The 16654-nt window shown below is 43.3% G+C and carries 15 protein-coding genes and 1 tRNA gene; 3 read left to right on the top strand and 13 right to left on the bottom strand.

Going from position 1 to position 16654, the window contains the following annotated elements:
• Nucleotides 1-106: 106 nt before the first annotated feature.
• The 5 genes from EOO49_RS07825 to EOO49_RS07845 all read right to left on the bottom strand — a co-directional run bounded on the left by EOO49_RS07825 (nucleotide 107) and on the right by EOO49_RS07845 (nucleotide 7486).
• Nucleotides 107-697 carry an OmpH family outer membrane protein gene (locus tag EOO49_RS07825; protein ID WP_290844388.1) on the bottom strand — a complete coding sequence of 197 codons (591 nt, stop codon included), beginning with the start codon at nucleotides 695-697 and terminating at the stop codon, nucleotides 107-109.
• 89 nt (nucleotides 698-786) lie between these two features.
• The gene (locus tag EOO49_RS07830; protein ID WP_290844390.1) at nucleotides 787-1641 is read right to left on the bottom strand and encodes a class I SAM-dependent methyltransferase; all 855 of its coding nucleotides are present in this window, start codon (nucleotides 1639-1641) and stop codon (nucleotides 787-789) included.
• Between the two features lie 84 nt (nucleotides 1642-1725).
• Nucleotides 1726-3597: a tRNA uridine-5-carboxymethylaminomethyl(34) synthesis enzyme MnmG gene (mnmG, locus tag EOO49_RS07835; RefSeq protein ID WP_290844393.1), complete on the bottom strand. Its 1872-nt coding sequence runs from the start codon at nucleotides 3595-3597 to the stop codon at nucleotides 1726-1728.
• Nucleotides 3598-3642: 45 nt separating this feature from the next.
• Nucleotides 3643-4062: an rRNA maturation RNase YbeY gene (gene ybeY / locus EOO49_RS07840; protein WP_290844395.1), complete on the bottom strand. Its 420-nt coding sequence runs from the start codon at nucleotides 4060-4062 to the stop codon at nucleotides 3643-3645.
• Complete coding sequence (locus EOO49_RS07845) at nucleotides 4049-7486, bottom strand: DUF4175 family protein (protein ID WP_290844397.1); 3438 nt, start codon at nucleotides 7484-7486, stop codon at nucleotides 4049-4051. The genes ybeY and EOO49_RS07845 overlap by 14 nt, the downstream gene beginning before the upstream one ends.
• A 206-nt stretch (nucleotides 7487-7692) precedes the next feature.
• Here EOO49_RS07845 and gltX point away from each other — a divergent pair, with 206 nt between their 5' ends.
• Complete coding sequence (gltX, locus tag EOO49_RS07850; RefSeq protein WP_290844398.1) at nucleotides 7693-9198, top strand: glutamate--tRNA ligase; 1506 nt, start codon at nucleotides 7693-7695, stop codon at nucleotides 9196-9198.
• A 28-nt stretch (nucleotides 9199-9226) separates the two neighbouring features.
• On the opposite strand, the gene EOO49_RS07855 is transcribed toward gltX, so the two are convergent.
• Entirely contained in the window at nucleotides 9227-9796 is a 570-nt protein-coding gene (locus EOO49_RS07855) for a hypothetical protein (protein WP_290844400.1), read from the bottom strand.
• The gene (locus EOO49_RS07860) at nucleotides 9796-10437 is read right to left on the bottom strand and encodes an outer membrane beta-barrel protein (RefSeq protein ID WP_290844402.1); all 642 of its coding nucleotides are present in this window, start codon (nucleotides 10435-10437) and stop codon (nucleotides 9796-9798) included. Before EOO49_RS07860 ends, EOO49_RS07855 begins: the two co-directional genes overlap by 1 nt.
• A 72-nt stretch (nucleotides 10438-10509) precedes the next feature.
• Here EOO49_RS07860 and EOO49_RS07865 point away from each other — a divergent pair, with 72 nt between their 5' ends.
• On the top strand, nucleotides 10510-11499 hold the full coding sequence (locus EOO49_RS07865; RefSeq protein ID WP_290844404.1) for an SPFH domain-containing protein: 990 nt from the start codon (nucleotides 10510-10512) through the stop codon (nucleotides 11497-11499).
• 27 nt (nucleotides 11500-11526) lie between these two features.
• Here the strand turns inward: EOO49_RS07865 and EOO49_RS07870 are convergent, their stop codons facing one another.
• The 4 genes from EOO49_RS07870 to EOO49_RS07885 all read right to left on the bottom strand — a co-directional run bounded on the left by EOO49_RS07870 (nucleotide 11527) and on the right by EOO49_RS07885 (nucleotide 14840).
• Nucleotides 11527-11766 carry a DUF6327 family protein gene (locus EOO49_RS07870; protein WP_290844406.1) on the bottom strand — a complete coding sequence of 80 codons (240 nt, stop codon included), beginning with the start codon at nucleotides 11764-11766 and terminating at the stop codon, nucleotides 11527-11529.
• Between the two features lie 2 nt (nucleotides 11767-11768).
• Nucleotides 11769-12119, bottom strand: coding sequence for a competence protein (locus tag EOO49_RS07875; RefSeq protein WP_290844408.1), 351 nt, complete (start codon nucleotides 12117-12119; stop codon nucleotides 11769-11771).
• Nucleotides 12119-12445: a YtxH domain-containing protein gene (locus EOO49_RS07880; RefSeq protein ID WP_290844410.1), complete on the bottom strand. Its 327-nt coding sequence runs from the start codon at nucleotides 12443-12445 to the stop codon at nucleotides 12119-12121. The genes EOO49_RS07875 and EOO49_RS07880 overlap by 1 nt, the downstream gene beginning before the upstream one ends.
• A gap of 298 nt (nucleotides 12446-12743) precedes the next feature.
• Complete coding sequence (locus tag EOO49_RS07885; RefSeq protein WP_290844612.1) at nucleotides 12744-14840, bottom strand: glutamine--tRNA ligase/YqeY domain fusion protein; 2097 nt, start codon at nucleotides 14838-14840, stop codon at nucleotides 12744-12746.
• A gap of 106 nt (nucleotides 14841-14946) precedes the next feature.
• On the opposite strand from EOO49_RS07885, the gene folB reads away from it, so the two are divergent.
• Nucleotides 14947-15306 (top strand): dihydroneopterin aldolase, encoded by a 360-nt coding sequence (gene folB / locus EOO49_RS07890; RefSeq protein ID WP_290844411.1) that lies wholly within the window; start codon nucleotides 14947-14949, stop codon nucleotides 15304-15306.
• 246 nt (nucleotides 15307-15552) lie between these two features.
• On the opposite strand, the gene EOO49_RS07895 is transcribed toward folB, so the two are convergent.
• Together EOO49_RS07895 and EOO49_RS07900 are read right to left on the bottom strand one after the other, a co-directional pair.
• Nucleotides 15553-15623: transfer RNA gene (locus EOO49_RS07895), tRNA-Cys, on the bottom strand.
• 68 nt (nucleotides 15624-15691) lie between these two features.
• Nucleotides 15692-16654 (bottom strand): hypothetical protein, encoded by a 963-nt coding sequence (locus tag EOO49_RS07900; protein ID WP_290844412.1) that lies wholly within the window; start codon nucleotides 16652-16654, stop codon nucleotides 15692-15694.

Below are 16654 nucleotides of genomic sequence, written 5' to 3' on the forward strand. Positions count from 1 at the left end.
GGATTAGATTCCCGAAAAATACAAAGAATTTGGTTAATCGTCTGGATTTCAGAAATAAAAAATGCTTCCCTTGATGAGAAGCATTTTTGTTATTCCTGGTTCGGAATTATTTTTTTTCGGCCGGCGTTGCTTCTACTTTGGCTTGGTCGTTTGCCGCAGGTTTTTTGCCATCTTTTTCATACTTCGCGTTCAAAGCCTTGATGACTTCGTCGGTGATATTATATTGATCTTTCGCATAAAGAACCGATGCAGACGCACCTGTTCCAAATACATAATCGTAGCCTTTTTCCTTCCCGAAATCTTTTAGGAACTTCTCGACTCTAGACACAAGTGAATCTTGTTCCACGCCACTTTCGCTTTGCAGCTGGCGCAAAATTCCCTCTTGTGCATATTGCAATTGCTGCTGTCTTTGTGCCAAAGGACCGCTGTTTTGTTGCGCCCAGATTTGTCCGAGTTGTTGCGCTTTTGCTTGGAACGCAGCCGCATCTTTTTGGAAACGCTCAGCTTCTGCCTTCAACTCCTTGCTCATCTCGTCGCCTTTTGTCTTGTATTTCGCCTCGAGATCTTTCATCTCTACAGATTCCTTCATCAATTTCTCAGTATCGACGTAAGCCGTTTTAAACTGAGCCTGTTGTGCGTCTTTGTTACAAGATGCCATTGCGATGGCGATTGCGACTATTGCGAGTGTCTTTTTCATTCTATTATTGTATTTCGGTTTTTTAAAAATCGCGTAAAAATATAAAAATTCGGTTAGGTGGATGGTTTTTAGCCGTATTTGATTCCGATTTAAAGCTTCGGTTTGCGGATGATATAGATCAAAGATGAAAATTCACCCGTTTTTTTCGCTTTTGCGTTGGATTTCAGTCCGTTAAAGAAAGCTTTTATTGGGTTCATCTTGCCAGTCTTGTATTTTTCCGACAAAAGACTTACGTAAAAAGCGTCAAAAGGCATCGGCAATGTCTTTATCAATTTCAGATTCGCTTTCGCGGACAATTTGTCGATCGAGCTTTTCGAGAAATGCCACAAATGCCTCGGCACATCAAACGCTGCCCAATTTTCGCCGTAGAATTCTGCGTCGTATGATTTGTGATTTGGAACTGCTATGATTATCGATCCGTCAGGTTTTAGCAAACGGTGAAGTTCTCTCAACTGCGCTTCCGGATCTGGGACGTGTTCCAAAACGTGCCACATTGTAATCGCATCAAAAGACTCGTCAGTGAATGCAGAAGTTTCCTCACTAAAAGAAATTCCCTTCGTTTCGGCAACCTTTCTCGCCTTTGAACTTGGCTCAATAGCTTCGACTTGCCAACCATCTTCTTTTGCGACTGACAAGAAATCCCCGGTTCCCGCGCCAATGTCTAAAATTTTGCCTTTTGAAGCTTGCATCGAATTGACAAGTTTCAGCTTGTTTTTTAACGCAATTTTCTTTACAATTTGATAAATTCTTTCAAAAATGGACCGTTTTCCATCCGTATGTGAAATATAGTCGTCGCTTTCGTAGTATGAAGCGAGTTTTTTTTCTTCAGGTTTTGGAAATGTATAAAGCAGATCGAGTTCAGAATCCCGAATCAAATTGAAGGATTCTCCTGAAACCGAATGGTCTTTTACCGTCAAAAAAAGTTTATCTTTCTCTATTTCCATATCTATTTTAAAAACGAAATTGCCATGAAAATCACGGCAATCTCTTTATTTATAAGCCTTCAGATGATTCGTTCCACGTGAAACTTATCTGCCCATGTGAACCAACAGAACAGAAATGTCACTGGGCGAAACGCCGCTAACTCTTGAAGCTTGCGAAATCGTGACCGGACGAATTGCGGAAAGTTTCTGTTTCGCTTCGATCGACATCGACTTTATCTTTTGATAGTCAAAATCGGAAGGAATTTTAACGTCCTCCAAACGTGTAAGCTTGTCGGCATTATTTCTCTCTTTTTCGATATAGCCCGAGTATTTAACTTGTATTTCAGCTTGCTCGATAATTTCCGTGTCCAGATTGTTTTCGGCGATGTACTCTTTTACTTTCTCAAATTTCAAAATATCATCAAGTTCTATCTGCGGACGCGAGAAAACTTTGAACATCTTGTCCGCTTGAGTCATTGGTGCACTTTCTTTGTCAGCCAAGATGGGATTTGCCTCTTCCATCGAAACGCTTGTCTGTTTGAAGAAACTTACCATCTTTTCACTTTCGTGAAGTTTGTGTTCCATTCGCCTCAACCTTGCATCGGAAGCTAGCCCAATTGCGTGAGATTTGGGAGTCAACCTGAAATCGGCATTATCCTGACGAAGCAACGTGCGATATTCCGCTCTCGACGTGAACATGCGATAAGGTTCTTCCGTTCCTTTCGTGATCAGGTCGTCGATCAAAACTCCAATGTAAGCTTCGTCGCGTTTCAGAATAAATGGATCTCGTCCCTTAACTTTTAGCGCCGCATTTATTCCGGCCATCAATCCTTGCGATGCCGCTTCTTCGTAACCCGTCGTTCCATTGATTTGACCAGCGAAATACAAACCTTCGACCAATTTTGTCTCAAGTGTGTGTTTCAATTGGGTTGGGGGAAAATAATCGTACTCAATCGCATATCCGGGACGGAAAAATTTCACATTTTCGAAACCCGCAACGGTTTTGAGCGCTTTGTATTGTATATCTTCCGGCAGCGAAGTAGAAAATCCATTAACGTAAACTTCTACTGTATTCCAACCTTCAGGTTCAACGAACAACTGGTGTCTTTCTTTATCGGCAAACCGATTGATTTTGTCTTCAATCGACGGACAATATCTAGGGCCAAGACTTTTGATTCTACCGTTGAACATCGGAGAACGATCAAATCCTTCTCTCAAAATATTGTGAACTTCTGGCGAAGTGTAAGTCATGTGACAAGACCGCTGAATCTTCAACGGCTGCGTGACATCTGAATAAGAAAACTTCTGCGGATTTACATCGCCTTTTTCTTCATTCATTTTACTGTAGTCAAGCGAACGTCCGTCAACGCGCGGTGGTGTTCCGGTTTTCATTCGTCCGGCCTCGAATCCAGCATTGACCAAATCTTCTGTGATTCCGAACGCGGCACTCTCTCCTGCTCTTCCACCGCCAAATTGTTTCTCGCCGATGTGAATCAATCCGTTCAAAAAAGTCCCATTCGTCAAAACCACAGATCTAGCTTTAATCTCAACGCCGAGAGAAGTTGTGATTCCTGTGATTCTTCCATTCTCAATCAAAAGGCTGCGAACCATTTCTTGATAGAAATCAAGGTTTGGTGTTCCCTCAAGCATCAAACGCCATTCTTCAGCGAAACGCATTCGATCGCTTTGAACACGCGGCGACCACATTGCGGGGCCTTTCGACTTGTTCAACATCTTGAACTGAATCGCAGTCTTGTCAGAAATAATTCCCGAATATCCGCCTAAAGCGTCAATTTCCCGAACAATCTGTCCTTTCGCGATTCCGCCCATCGCCGGATTACACGACATCTGCGCGATGTTTTGCAAGCTCATCGTAACCAAAAGCGTCTTGCAGCCCAAATTGGCTGCAGCCGCTGCTGCTTCCGAACCTGCGTGACCCGCACCGACCACTATAACATCATAAACATTTTCAAACATAATGTTCCACGTGAAACACGCCTATCAAATTCGACATTTAGATGTTTAAGGTTCCACGTGGAACATTTGCATCTTTTCCTCTTCTTTGTTCCTCATTACAACCTCGTCAGCTTCGGATTTATCTTTGTATCCGCTATAGTGCAAAACACCGTGCGCCATTACGCGTCTTAATTCGGTTTCAAATGCTACGCCGAACTCCGCTGCGTTTTCCTTCACCCTTTCGACAGAAATAAAAATGTCGCCATGTAATTCATTCCCGACAGAATAATCAAAACTAATAATATCTGTAAGCGTGTCGTGATCGAGGTACTTTTGGTTTATATCGAGCAAATATTCGTCGTCACAAAAGATGTAATTGATGTCACCTTCTTTTTTTCCTTCGGATAAAATAACGTCAGATATCCACTTTTCGTAAGTAGATTCATCACTGATCTCGAATTCGGTTTCGTAATTAAAGCTTATCATTTCCCTTAAAATATTCCTGAACTTTCTGATTGTAATTGGAGCGCAAAGGTAAGCTTTGTCTGTTTAATATCTCAATGCTGTTCAAATAATCCTGAAGCGCCTTTGGAAGTGCGCTCGTTTGATTGTTGAACTCCTTTTTGTTCGTTTCTGACTGGCGCTTCTTTTCCTCACCTTGTTGTTGCACGGCTTTGTCCAATTTCAAAAGTTCGTACTTCAAATTGAGTACTTTTTGAAGCGTTTCATTATTGAAACCTTTGTTCAACAACTGCTTTTCGATCTGTTTCATTTGATCTATGGCATTCTGCCCTTGGCCGCCCAATCCTTGCTTGTTCAGCTCTTTTTGTAAAGCTTCACGCAACTGGCGTTGTTCCTTATAAATCTCCATGATCTGTTGTGCATCGCCTTCACCGTCGTCTCCTTGCGAACCTTCACCTTGGCCGTTGCTCTTTCCATCTTTTCCATTCTTTCCGTTCTGGCCTTGGCCCTCGCCTTGACCCTGACCTTCGCCCTTGCCCTGCCCTTTTCCTTGGCCTTGTTGTCCGCCTTGCTGGCCTTGTTTTCCTTTATCACCCGGTTTGTCACCTTGCCCTTCTTTATCGCCTGGACTTTTTCCGTCTTTCATGCCATCTTTCATCTTGTCGCCAAGACCTTGTTGTTTTTGGATGATGTCGGGAAGCTGCATTCCTTGACCTTGCCCTGGAGATGGCTTCTTTCCGCCGGCGCCGCCCATCGACATCTGCATTTGCATTTGCATGCTGTTCATGATTTCGCTGAGGAAATCGGCAAGTTTGTTCGCTGACGAAATCGCATACTGTTGATGCGAAGTTCCTTTTCCAACTTGGGCTTCCACAAAAGCATCCAAAGACTTATCGATGTTGTAATGCACATTTCCGATCTCTGTCGTTACGTTCTCTGTAATCTTCGGATTGCGCAGCGACATCGCAAACAAACTATCGTCGACATGCTTGAATTGCTGCTTCAAATCCTGTTGTGACTTAAGGTTTTTGTTGTATGAAGGAGCATTTCGTTTGAGGTTCTTGAAGTCTTTCATCAAGTCTTCCTCCGAAAAAGAAAAAGCCAGTAGGTTATCAAGAATCTGACGCAACATCTTAACATCTTCCTCCATTTGTTCCATCTCGCCACCGCCCATGGACATCATGATATTGTTGCCCATCTCCTTCATCTTCTTGGATGCACTTTTCTGCTTGGGCTTGGCGGCTTTTTTGTTCTCTTTCTGAAGTTCGTCCTTTGATTTGTTTAGATCGTCTTCGATACTTTTTTCTTGATTTTCGGTCTTCGGAATATCCATTGGAGATTTGAGATCCTTGTTGTCTTTTTCGAGTTGATCCATTTCTTCCTGGATTTTGTCGAATTCCTTATTGATTTCATCTTGCTTTTGAGCGCTGTTCTGACTCTCATTTTCTGAAAGCTTGTCTTGCTTCTCAGCCAATTTTTCCAGTTTATCGGCAATTTGTTCAGCCTTCTTTTCAACGTAATAACGCTTGGTCAATTCTACCAGTTGCTCAAGATTTTTTGTCTGATTTTTTGCGTTCTGTTTGAACTGATCCATCTTCTCGAACAATTCCTCTTTGCTGATTTTATCGTTCAATTCCTTGAGTTCATCAAGCAACTTCTGGTTCTTTTCCAAGTCTTTTTCCTGCTTGTCCAAACGGCGCTGCAATTCTTCCTTGAACTCGTCTTTCTTTTCAGATTTGAACTTGTCCAGATTCTCTTCAAGCTTCTTTGAGAAATCCTTCATCAACTCATTCTGCTGTTGCTGACGTTTGATGAAATCATTGACTTTCTGTTGGTCCTTAAACTCGAGATTCTCTTTTTCTTTTCCGGTGTTCCGAAGTTTATCGAGCTCTGACATTTGCTTCTCCTGAGTCTTCAGAGACTTCTCTAGACTGTTGATGTTGGAATTTTGCTGTTGCAGATTCTCATCCTCTTTCTCTTGCTCAGTGGCGATTCTATCAGAAAAAACCGACGACTTCGCGCTCTTGAATCCATGTGGCGCATCGTTGTCAAAAACCTCGAAATAATACTCGTAAGAAACACCTTGCTCAACCGGAAGCGTCGAAGGAAAAGCAAACACGAACTGATCGAACACATCGTGCTTGACGGCAATTGTTCCACGCTTGGAAGCAGTTGGACTTCCCTTCGGATAATACACGATCTGGAGTTTCGAAAGCCCGTAATCATCGGACACTTGACCCAAAATATAGTTCTTCTCGACCTTCAAAGTGTCGGGCGCATTACCCACAGTGATCGTCGGATGTTGATCTTTTATTACGGAAATCCTATAATTGAGCTTTTCGTAGTTCGAAACCTTATTATTTGATGTAAGTATTTGATAATCTGTGTTTTGTGTGATACTTTTGGAAAGCGTGAACTGATTGTCCGATTTCAGGAACGGAAACGAATTCGCCTCGTCTTTCCAATCGACATTTTGCGTCGCCTGCGTGTTCATTTTCCAGGTAACGCGCGTGCCTTCGGGCAAAATCGCATTTCCGGTTCCTTTGATTGCCTCCGATTTTTTGTTGAGATAACCCGGATAATTCAACACCATTTCAAAATTCGCAATCGAAGGAACGGTAATCACCGACAATTCAAAATCGTTCGAACGGACGGCATTCGCTTCCACGTGAAATTCAAGGTTCGAACTCGGCTTGTTGATCTTGAATTGGAACTCACCTGCCCTTTCCGATTCCATATAATAACTTTCATCACCGATAAAAATCATCGCATTTTCTGGAACGACTTTTCCATCGGTTTTGATTCGAAGGACGAAATCCTTGTTCTGTTCCGTTTGGAGTTTATCGTTCAGGATCACGAATTTGAAAGGCGCCGGAGGAAGGAACTGCGTTTGGTAATTCACCACGCGGTTCAAACTTTGCGAAAGGAATTCCTGGTTGCCGGAAATGTAGAAAAAGGCAAAAAACAAAATCGGAAGCAAAGCCAACGGCAAAAATTTCCTGTTCTTCCTGAAATTGATCGCGTTCCCGAAAGGAATTGGTTGCAACGTGCTCGCCTTCTGCTCTATCGAAGCCAGCAAAAGTTCCGATTGGTTTGTATCGGATGAAAGCTGAAGAAAATTCGTGAGTTTGTCATTCACTTCCGAGAAATGGCTTCCGATGATTTTCGACGCGTCGTCATATCCGATGCCTTTCTGCAATTTGAACAATTTCGAAATTGGCCACAGAATGAATCTTGCCAACAACAGCAACTCCATGAGAATAAACGCCCAGAACAGCAACGTTCTCGCTCCGGGTTTGAGCCAAAGGAAATATTCGACCGAAAGCGTAAAAATAAAATACAGCAAACCAAGCCCGACGAAGAACAAACTTCCGCGGATCAATTCGTTCGTGTAGTATTTTTTGATGAAAGCCTCGAGCTTGTCGTAAATGATATTTGACGTTTTCAATTGCAGATTTTTCTATAACCGATAAAAGTAACAATTTTGATGTTGCACAAAACGTTAATTATTCGGACACGAACCACCAAGGCATCGAGAAAGTTCAAGCTCGTGGGTGAACTTTAGGCCTATTAAGGTTTTGGAAACCTTGCAGGTTTTTCCGGACTTTCGGCATTCGACAATCGACTTCCCTATCTTTGCAAAAAATTTCAACAATGTCAAGACCAGTTCGCGTGCGTTTTGCACCAAGCCCGACCGGTCCGCTTCACATAGGCGGCGTCAGGACAGCGCTTTTCAACTACTTGTTCGCCAAGAAACACGGCGGCGTTTTTTACCTCAGGATCGAGGATACGGATCAAAGCCGATTCGTTCCCGGAGCCGAACAATACATTTTCGAGGCCTTGGAATGGCTTGGAATTTCACCTTCGGAAACCGTCGGGAAAAACGAAAAGTTCGGGCCTTACAGACAAAGCGAGCGCAAGGATTTGTACAAACAATATGTCGACCAATTGATTGACTCGGGCAACGCTTACATCGCATTCGATTCGGCGGAAAGTCTTGACAACCTAAGAAAATCGGCCGAAGCTGATGGAAAAACCTTCATCTACAACCATTCGGTTCGCGGCGGACTCGACAATTCGTTGAACATTTCAGCTGAAGAAACACAAAAAAGAATCGCCAGCGGTGAAGAATTCGTGGTTCGGTTCAAAACGCCGGTTGACGAGATTCTACAGCTGACGGACATCATCCGAGGCGAAATAAAATTCGACACGAACCTTTTGGACGACAAAGTCCTGTTCAAAAGCGACGGAATGCCAACCTACCATTTGGCGAATATCGTAGACGATCATTTGATGGAAACTTCTCACGTAATTCGCGGCGAAGAATGGCTGCCGTCACTTCCGCTGCACGTTTTGCTATATCGTGCTTTCGGATGGGAAGCGCCTGAATTCGCACATTTGCCATTGATTCTGAAACCTGTCGGAAACGGAAAATTATCGAAAAGAGACGGCGACAAATTGGGCTTTCCGGTGTTTCCGCTCGAGTGGAAAACGGAAGATGGCCTTTCATCGGGTTACAGAGAAAAAGGATTTTTCCCCGAAGCTGTCGTAAACTTCCTCGCGCTGTTGGGCTGGAACGACGGCTCAGAAAAAGAACTTTTCTCGCTGGACGAATTGTCACAAAGTTTCGATTTGAATCGCGTGCACAAAGCCGGCGCAAAGTTCGATCCGGAGAAAAACAAATGGTTCAACCACCAATATCTTGTCTCGAAATCTGATGAGGAATTGGCGAAGTTGTTCGCTCCTACGCTATCTGAAAAGGGAATTTCAACCAACGAAACCAAACTTGCGAAAATTGTCTCGTTGATCAAGGAACGCGCGCATTTCGTCTCGGAATTCTGGGAACTTTCAGATTATTTCTTCGAAGCCCCAACTTTATACGATGAGAAAGCATCCAAAAACTGGAAAGAAGAAACGCCGGCATTGATGAGCGATTTGTTTCAATTGCTCGAATCGATCGAGGATTTCACATCGGCAAACGTAGAAACGATCGTAAAAGACTGGATGGCGTCAAACGAGATCGGAATGGGCAAAGTCATGCAACCGTTGCGTTTGAGCCTTGTGGGTGCCTTAAAAGGCCCGCATTTGTTCGACATCATCGAATTGATCGGGAAAGACGAGACGATTTCGCGAATCAAGCGGGCGATCGCCAATTTATAAAAGAAAAGCTCCAATTACGGAGCTTTTTTTATTTACAGGAAGTTTTTTCGGGATTGTCGAGAATGTTCAGCACGATTGAATTTGTATCGTCTTGAGAAGATCTGAAAAGGTCGACCTTGTTCTTGAAATCAGTGCAATCCTGGAAATATTGGTTCACGATCTCGAAAAACTGTCCGCGTTTCTCGATTTCAGATTTGGTCTTGCTTTCAGTGAAACTCAGTTCCTTAAGGATTTTTCCGTCTTCGATCACTGCGACTTCATATCGCGTGACGACACCTGAAAATCCGCCTCTTTCCTGAACTCTTTTCGTGCTTGAAACGCCAAGTGTTCTATTTTTCGATTGTGCCAAAACGTAAAAAAGTCTTGCCTTCTTCCCTATCGCGAACTTCTTGAGCACTTTTTTATCAGTCGTGGCCGAATCGAAATCGGCGAATTTCACGAGGTGATCGCGTCCGTTGGCACGGAATTCCACTTTCTTGCTCGCCGGTTTCACGAGAAAATCCGAAGCGACCAATTTTTCCCCGCCTTTCAGAAACACTGTCGTTTGACTGAAAGCGCACCCGCAGATAAAAAAGGCAGTGATTACGAGGCTTTTCATCAGAAGTAAACGATTAGATTTCCGGTAACGATTCCAAGATTTCCTTTGACTTTCTTTCCGAATGGTTCTTCATCCACACCTGAAAAGAAATTGTTGAAGCCGTACTGATATTGTACATTCAGACGTAAATGCCTAATTCCCGCCGTGATTCCGACAGCTCCCAAAATGTTGAAAGTACTGCCTTCTTCTATACTTGGCACGGTTGCGAGCGTTCCGTCGATTACGTTATTCTCATAATCTTCCTTGTATTTCAATTTGCCGTTGATTCCCAAAACCGGTCCGGCCTCGATCGACAAATGGTTGTAAACAATGTTGTAACTCGGCATTAACGAGATTTTCACGCCTTGGATCGTATAGTCGACATCTTCGGCCTGAAGCGATAACGGATTTACGGTCGGAACCGAAAACTTGTTCTCGCTGAACTGGATGGCATAAACCATATCGAAATCATTGTAGAAATTCCCTCTTATGGAAAGCCCGACGTTCCAGCCGGTTTCGGCTTTCGTGTCGAAATTATCCGTGTTCACCGAAGTCTGGTTGATTCCGCCAAAAAGCCCGATCATATTCGAATCGCGATAGCCGTACTGAGCAGAAACGGCCGATGACGCCAGCAAAATAGCGCCAAAAATGTACTTTTTCATAACGTAATATTGGTTAGGCAAACCTAAAGTAATTTTCGTAATTTGACGGGAATAACTAAACAAATAAACAGTATGGATATACCAACTATCGTTTTTCTAGTCCTTGGGCTTTTTATTTTCCTTTCGTGTTTTTTCACTGTCAAGCAACAAAGTGCCGTGGTGATCGAGCGTTTCGGGAGATTTCACAGCGTAAGAAATTCCGGTTTACAACTCAAGATTCCAATCATTGACAGAATTTCGGGAAAAATCAACCTGAGAATCCAGCAATTGGACGTCATCATCGAGACCAAAACCAAAGACAACGTGTTCGTGAAACTCAAGGTTTCGGTTCAGTTCAAAGTGATCCAGGAAAAGGTTTACGAGGCGTTCTATAAATTGGAATATCCTCACGATCAGATTACTGCGTATGTTTTCGACGTGGTTCGTGCCGAAGTTCCGAAGTTGATTCTCGACGATGTTTTCGAGAGAAAAGACGATATCGCAATCGCCGTAAAACGCGAGTTGAACGAAGCCATGACAACTTACGGATACGACATCATCAACACTTTGGTAACCGATATCGATCCTGACATCCAAGTCAAGAATGCCATGAACCGAATCAACGCCGCCGATCGTGAAAAAACAGCAACCGAATTCGAAGCGGAATCGGCCAGAATAAGAATTGTCGCGAAAGCGAAAGCCGAAGCCGAATCGAAACGCCTTCAAGGTCAGGGAATTGCAGACCAAAGACGCGAAATTGCAAGAGGTTTGGTAGAATCGGTAGAAGTTTTGAACAAGGTCGGGATCAACTCTCAGGAAGCTTCGGCATTGATTGTCGTGACACAACATTACGATACTTTGCAAGCGATTGGCGCCGATACGAATTCGAACCTGATCTTACTTCCAAATACACCACAAGCCGCGAACGACATGTTGAACAATATGGTCGTTTCTTTTGCCGCCTCAAACCAGGTTGGCGAGGCGATGAAGAAGCACAACCGCGAACTTCCGCCAAAGGAAAAAACAAAGATTTATCGAAAGGACAATCCCGAAACTCCTGAAAATCCAGACATTACCGTGTAAAAAGAAAGAGGCCGACAAGCCTCTTTTTTATTTGAATATCTTCTTGAGTACGAAGTTTATAAGCATTCCTTTCAGCGGTCCGGCGAATCCCGAAACCATATCGAGCGCAAGATCGGGCACGCCTCCAAACATTCTTTTCGGGTCGAGACTTTCTTTTGTGTTGTCGAACGTCTGAAGTACTTTCTGGTAGTACAATTCTTTCTCAATCTTGAGTATTTCAAGGTCTTGCTCAATTTGAGCATAAGACGAATAGCGCTTGTTTTCCATGATTATTCGTTGAAAAAGAATTGGGAGAATTTCTCGAGAATCGGGCCTTCGACGATTTTGTCCTTGATGTTGTAAACGATCAAACTCAGGATTATGTAAATTCCGCCGATGATCAAAAATCCGTAGGCAAAATTGTTGAGCGCATAACCAATGGCGATCGCAGCGGCAACTGACACGAAAACCAAAACCAAAGTCAGGAAAATCGCAATCAGCAACAGCTTCAACAACATTGTCGTCGACTTCATCGCCACCTTGAAAAACCAAAGTTTGTAATAGGCTACATTGCTGTCAATGAAACCTTTGACGTTCTCTTTTAGGTCTTCGGCATTTTCTTTTAGATCTTCAAGCGCCATTAGTCCCGCATTTTGGCTGCCGCCGATTTTAGGTCAGCGAGTTTTTTCTCGAGACTGTCGATGATTTCGTTCGATTTCTCGTCGACGTTTTCGGCCACATCTTCAAACGCGGATTGCAATTCCGTTTCGGAAGTTTCGAGTTTGGATTTCAGGCTAGAAGTAAGCTCGTCGAATTTTTTCTTGAGTTCGTCCTTTTTCTCATCAAAACCGTCTTTGAGTTTTTTTCTGGTTTTTGAACCTTCGTCGGGGGCGAACAAAATTCCGAGTGTTGCACCGACAGCGACACCAAGTAAAAGTGCGACCGCCGTTTTGGAAGTATCTGACATAAGTTTGATTTATCGATTTTCTTAAAGGTAGCCATTTTTTAACATTTGACGGTTAACACCTCGTTAAAACGGGATTTTGAAGTCAAAAATTGAAATAAGGCGATTTGCGCGACGATATATCAAAAAATGTCCAAGTACGTTAGATGATTTTATTTATCCGATAGAAATAAAATATGGAAGCCGATTTTTAAAGTAAATATCGATCAAAAATAAATTTCAATAGAATTTACAGATAATAGAAAAAGCCGACTGTAACTCGTCGGCTTCCATTTCTAAAATCTATAATATTCGAAATCTATCAGAACTCAGAAAGCAATTGTAAAACTCTTTCGTTCTTTTCAACCGATTTCAGTTTGGCGATTTCTTCGGAAAAAATCGAAGCGACCTCCGTTTTGTTTTTCAGCTGATGCAAAATTTCCTCTCGCACAAATGGCGATTCGCTTTTGAGTGACATTCCATAAAATTTCTCGACAATCTCTTCTTCGATTGCGGAAAGTTGAATTTTGTCGGAATATTTCACGAGCCAATTCGCGAATAGGAGTGCGCTCTTATTGTTGGCGATATTCTTTCGGAACGAATTCTGGATCAAACTAAAATTTTCTAGCGACTTGATGTTTTCAGAAATGGATTTCTCGATCGCATCGCGTTCTTCATCAGAATTTGCCTTGAAAAAACGGTTGATTTCCTTCAGCGAATTGTTGACCGCATTTTCCTCTTTTTTTCCCTTTTCTTCCCATGCATCTTTGAGTCCGACGGTTCTGTTGAAAACCAATTTCTCTGACGTAGATTCCTTATCCACAGTAAAATAACCAAGTCTTTGGAACTGGAATTTGTCCTCGATTTTCGCATCTTTCAAACTCGGTTCAACATAAGCCGTAACGGTTTTCAAGGAATTCGGATTTATGAATTCCAGGAAGTCTTTCCCTTTGTGAGTGTCTGGCGATTCGTCGGTGAAAAGCCTGTCGTAGAGACGTACTTCGGCTTCCAAAGCGTGATTCGCAGAAACCCAGTGAAGCGTTCCCGAAACCTTTCTCTGACTGGCTTCAGTTCCGCTTCCCGACAACGAATCAACGTCGTAAGTCGCATGGATTTCAGTGATATTTCCGTCAGAATCCTTGACGACTTTTTCACCTTTGATGATGTAGGCATTCTTCAAACGGACTTCTCTGTCTATCGAAAGCCTGAAGAACTTCGGCGGCGCATCTTCCATAAAATCCTCGCGCTCAATCCACAATTCCTTTGAGAATGGCACTTGACGGAAACCTGCGTTTTCATCTTCCTGGCTATTTTCGGCTTCCAATCGTTCTTCTTTTCCTTGCGGATAATTCGTAATGATCAATTTTATCGGATCGATCACGCCCATAACGCGAGGTGCGATTTTGTTGAGATCCTCGCGGATGCAAAATTCCAAAAGCGAAACATCGATCAAATTGTCGCGTTTGGCAATTCCGATAGTGTTTGCAAAATTGCGCAGTGAAGCAGGAGTGAAGCCACGTCGGCGAAGACCGGAAATGGTCGACATACGCGGATCGTCCCAACCCGAAACGAAATTCTGGTTCACCAATTGTAACAATTTTCGCTTGCTTACAACGGTGTGGCTCAAGTTTCTACGAGCGAATTCGCGCTGTTTCGGACGCAATTTCTTCTCGTCGTGGATCTGATCCAAAAACCAATCGTACAATTCGCGGTGCGGCAAAAATTCAAGCGTACAAAGCGAGTGCGAAATTTGTTCAAGATAATCAGATTCGCCGTGCGCCCAATCGTACATTGGGTAAATGCACCAATCATCGCCGGTTCTGTGGTGGTGTTTGTGCATGATTCTGTACATCAATGGATCGCGCATCAACATATTGGTCGAAGCCATGTCGATTTTGGCGCGAACGATGTGGGTTCCGTCAGCAAATTCGCCTTTTTTCATGCGATCGAACAAGTCGAGATTTTCTTCGACCGATCGATTTCTGTAAGGAGAATCGACCCCGGGTTGCGTTGGCGTACCTTTTTGCTCAGCGATTTCTTCTGAAGACTGACTGTCGACATAAGCCTTTCCTTTTTCGATAAGCGCGACTGTCCAATCGTATAGTTGTTGGAAATAATCAGATGCGTAACGTTCCTCAGCCCATTGATAACCAAGCCATTCCACATCGCGTTTAATTGCGTCGACGTATTCCTGTTCTTCCTTTTCGGGATTGGTATCGTCGAAACGCAAGTTCACGGGAGCGCTGTAAGATTCGCCCAAACCGAAGTTCAAAGCGATCGCACTGGCGTGACCGATATGCAGATAACCATTCGGCTCTGGCGGAAAACGGAAGCGCAAGCCACTGTGCGGCAGGCCGTTCTTCAAATCTTCTTCTATGATCTGCTCAATGAAATTAAGGGATTTTTCTTCTGGCATAATTGTGTATGGAAAGCTGCAAATTTAGTGTTTATTCGTTGATTTTGTTCGTTTTCAAACAGCAGTATTCGCGTTGGGATTTGTCGTAATTTTGGGGAAAATTCATCACATGGGAATCATCAGACTCAAAAATATACGCACTTTTTCGTACCACGGCTGTTTGCCCGAAGAGACCAAAATCGGTTCGGAATACACGGTAGATCTTGAAATAAAGACCGATTTGAGAAAATCTGCCGAAAGCGACGCACTTGCCGACACCGTAGATTATGTGCTGCTGAACCGCATCGTTGTTGAGGAAATGCGAATTCCGTCGAAACTTTTGGAACATGTCGCGCACCGAATCATCGTTCGTGTTTTTGGAGAAATCCCCGAAGTTTCGTGCATCACTTTGGGCGTGTCGAAAATCAATCCGCCGATTGGTGGCGATGTCGAAATGGTCACGATCGTGATGGAAGAATATAGGAGTTGATCCTAAAAAATAAACCGTTTGGACAAAGTGCAAAGCAGGCGAGGAGCGATCTAAAACGCGAACCTAAGCTTTCGTAAACGCCATTTTTTCGCTCCATTGCAAACCGTTTGGAAGTTCATTTTTCCCGAATTCGATTGGATCACACAGCTTTTCCCGCAAGCTCCAAATCCATAAAATCATTTTGTAATAAAAGTACGAAACGCCTAAAAATAAAAAACCTCCAAAGTTTCCTTCGAAGGTTTTTTGAGGCATCGAGCGGATTCGAACCGCTGTAAGAGCTTTTGCAGAGCCCGGCCTAGCCACTCGGCCACGACGCCAATTTGTAATCAGGTCGGCAAATGTAACCAAATCTTTTAAAGTTTGAAAGTTTCGGTCGAAAAATGCCTTATTTAAGTGCTTTGATTTTGGCAAATAGTTCTTTTGCTGTCGTTTGCTCGAACTTCACTTTTGGCAATTTGCTGTCCGAAAGATCAACTTTTGAGGCGAATGCGAATAATTTTCCCTGTTTTATAGCCGTGCAGACAAAAAGTGCGTTGCCTTCGGTTGGCACTTCGGTGAACATCATGTCGTCTTTTCCTTTAAAAAACAAATCGGTTTCGAGTGCCATTGTCGTATCGCGTCCTTCGACCAATAAATATGCTTTTCCGAACGCAAAATCAGGAATTCCCGACACGAAATCGAATGAAATCGGACCCGAAAACTCGTAAGAAGTGCGGTTGAAAACATTGCAGCCGATCCAACCTAACCGATTGATCTGCATCGGCATATAATATTGTTCTCCGTCGTCCACCACTTTTGCGTTTCCAACTCTTTTGAAAGATTTGTTGGAAGGCATCCAGTTCATGTTTTGAAGACTGTCCCGGTTGGAAACAAAAAGTTCCATCCTCTTGGTCGAAAAACGCCTGAAATCGATATTTAAAGCTTTTCCGGACTTTATTCTCAAAGTTTTTCCGTCAGACTTTGCTTCAAGAAAATAAACGCCGGCGGCCAATGTATTTTTGTGGTTGACGGATGAAGTTCTTATGTCGGCAAAAACAAATTCCGGAGCTTGGGTAATTTCCCTGAAACCGATTGAAATCTTGTCTGCAAGCGGTTGTCCATCCTCTGTTTCGAAAACCGACGGATCGATCCTGAGGAAAGTTCCTTTTTTGGCGGTGATTTCCGAAGTCTTGTTCGATGGAACTTCGAAAGTCTGCAACGGTTCGTCTCCCGATGTAAGCAACTCGTGCAGTTTGGCCGCATCTGCTAGATAAGTTTTGGAACCATTTCCTGTTTTTTCCTTTTTGTCGGAACAAGAAGCCAGCATCGCCAAAACAGCGAAACCAATTGAAAACAAAGACTTTTTCAT

The sequence above is a fragment of the Flavobacterium sp. genome (genome assembly GCF_004295795.1).
Classification (GTDB): domain Bacteria; phylum Bacteroidota; class Bacteroidia; order Flavobacteriales; family Flavobacteriaceae; genus Flavobacterium.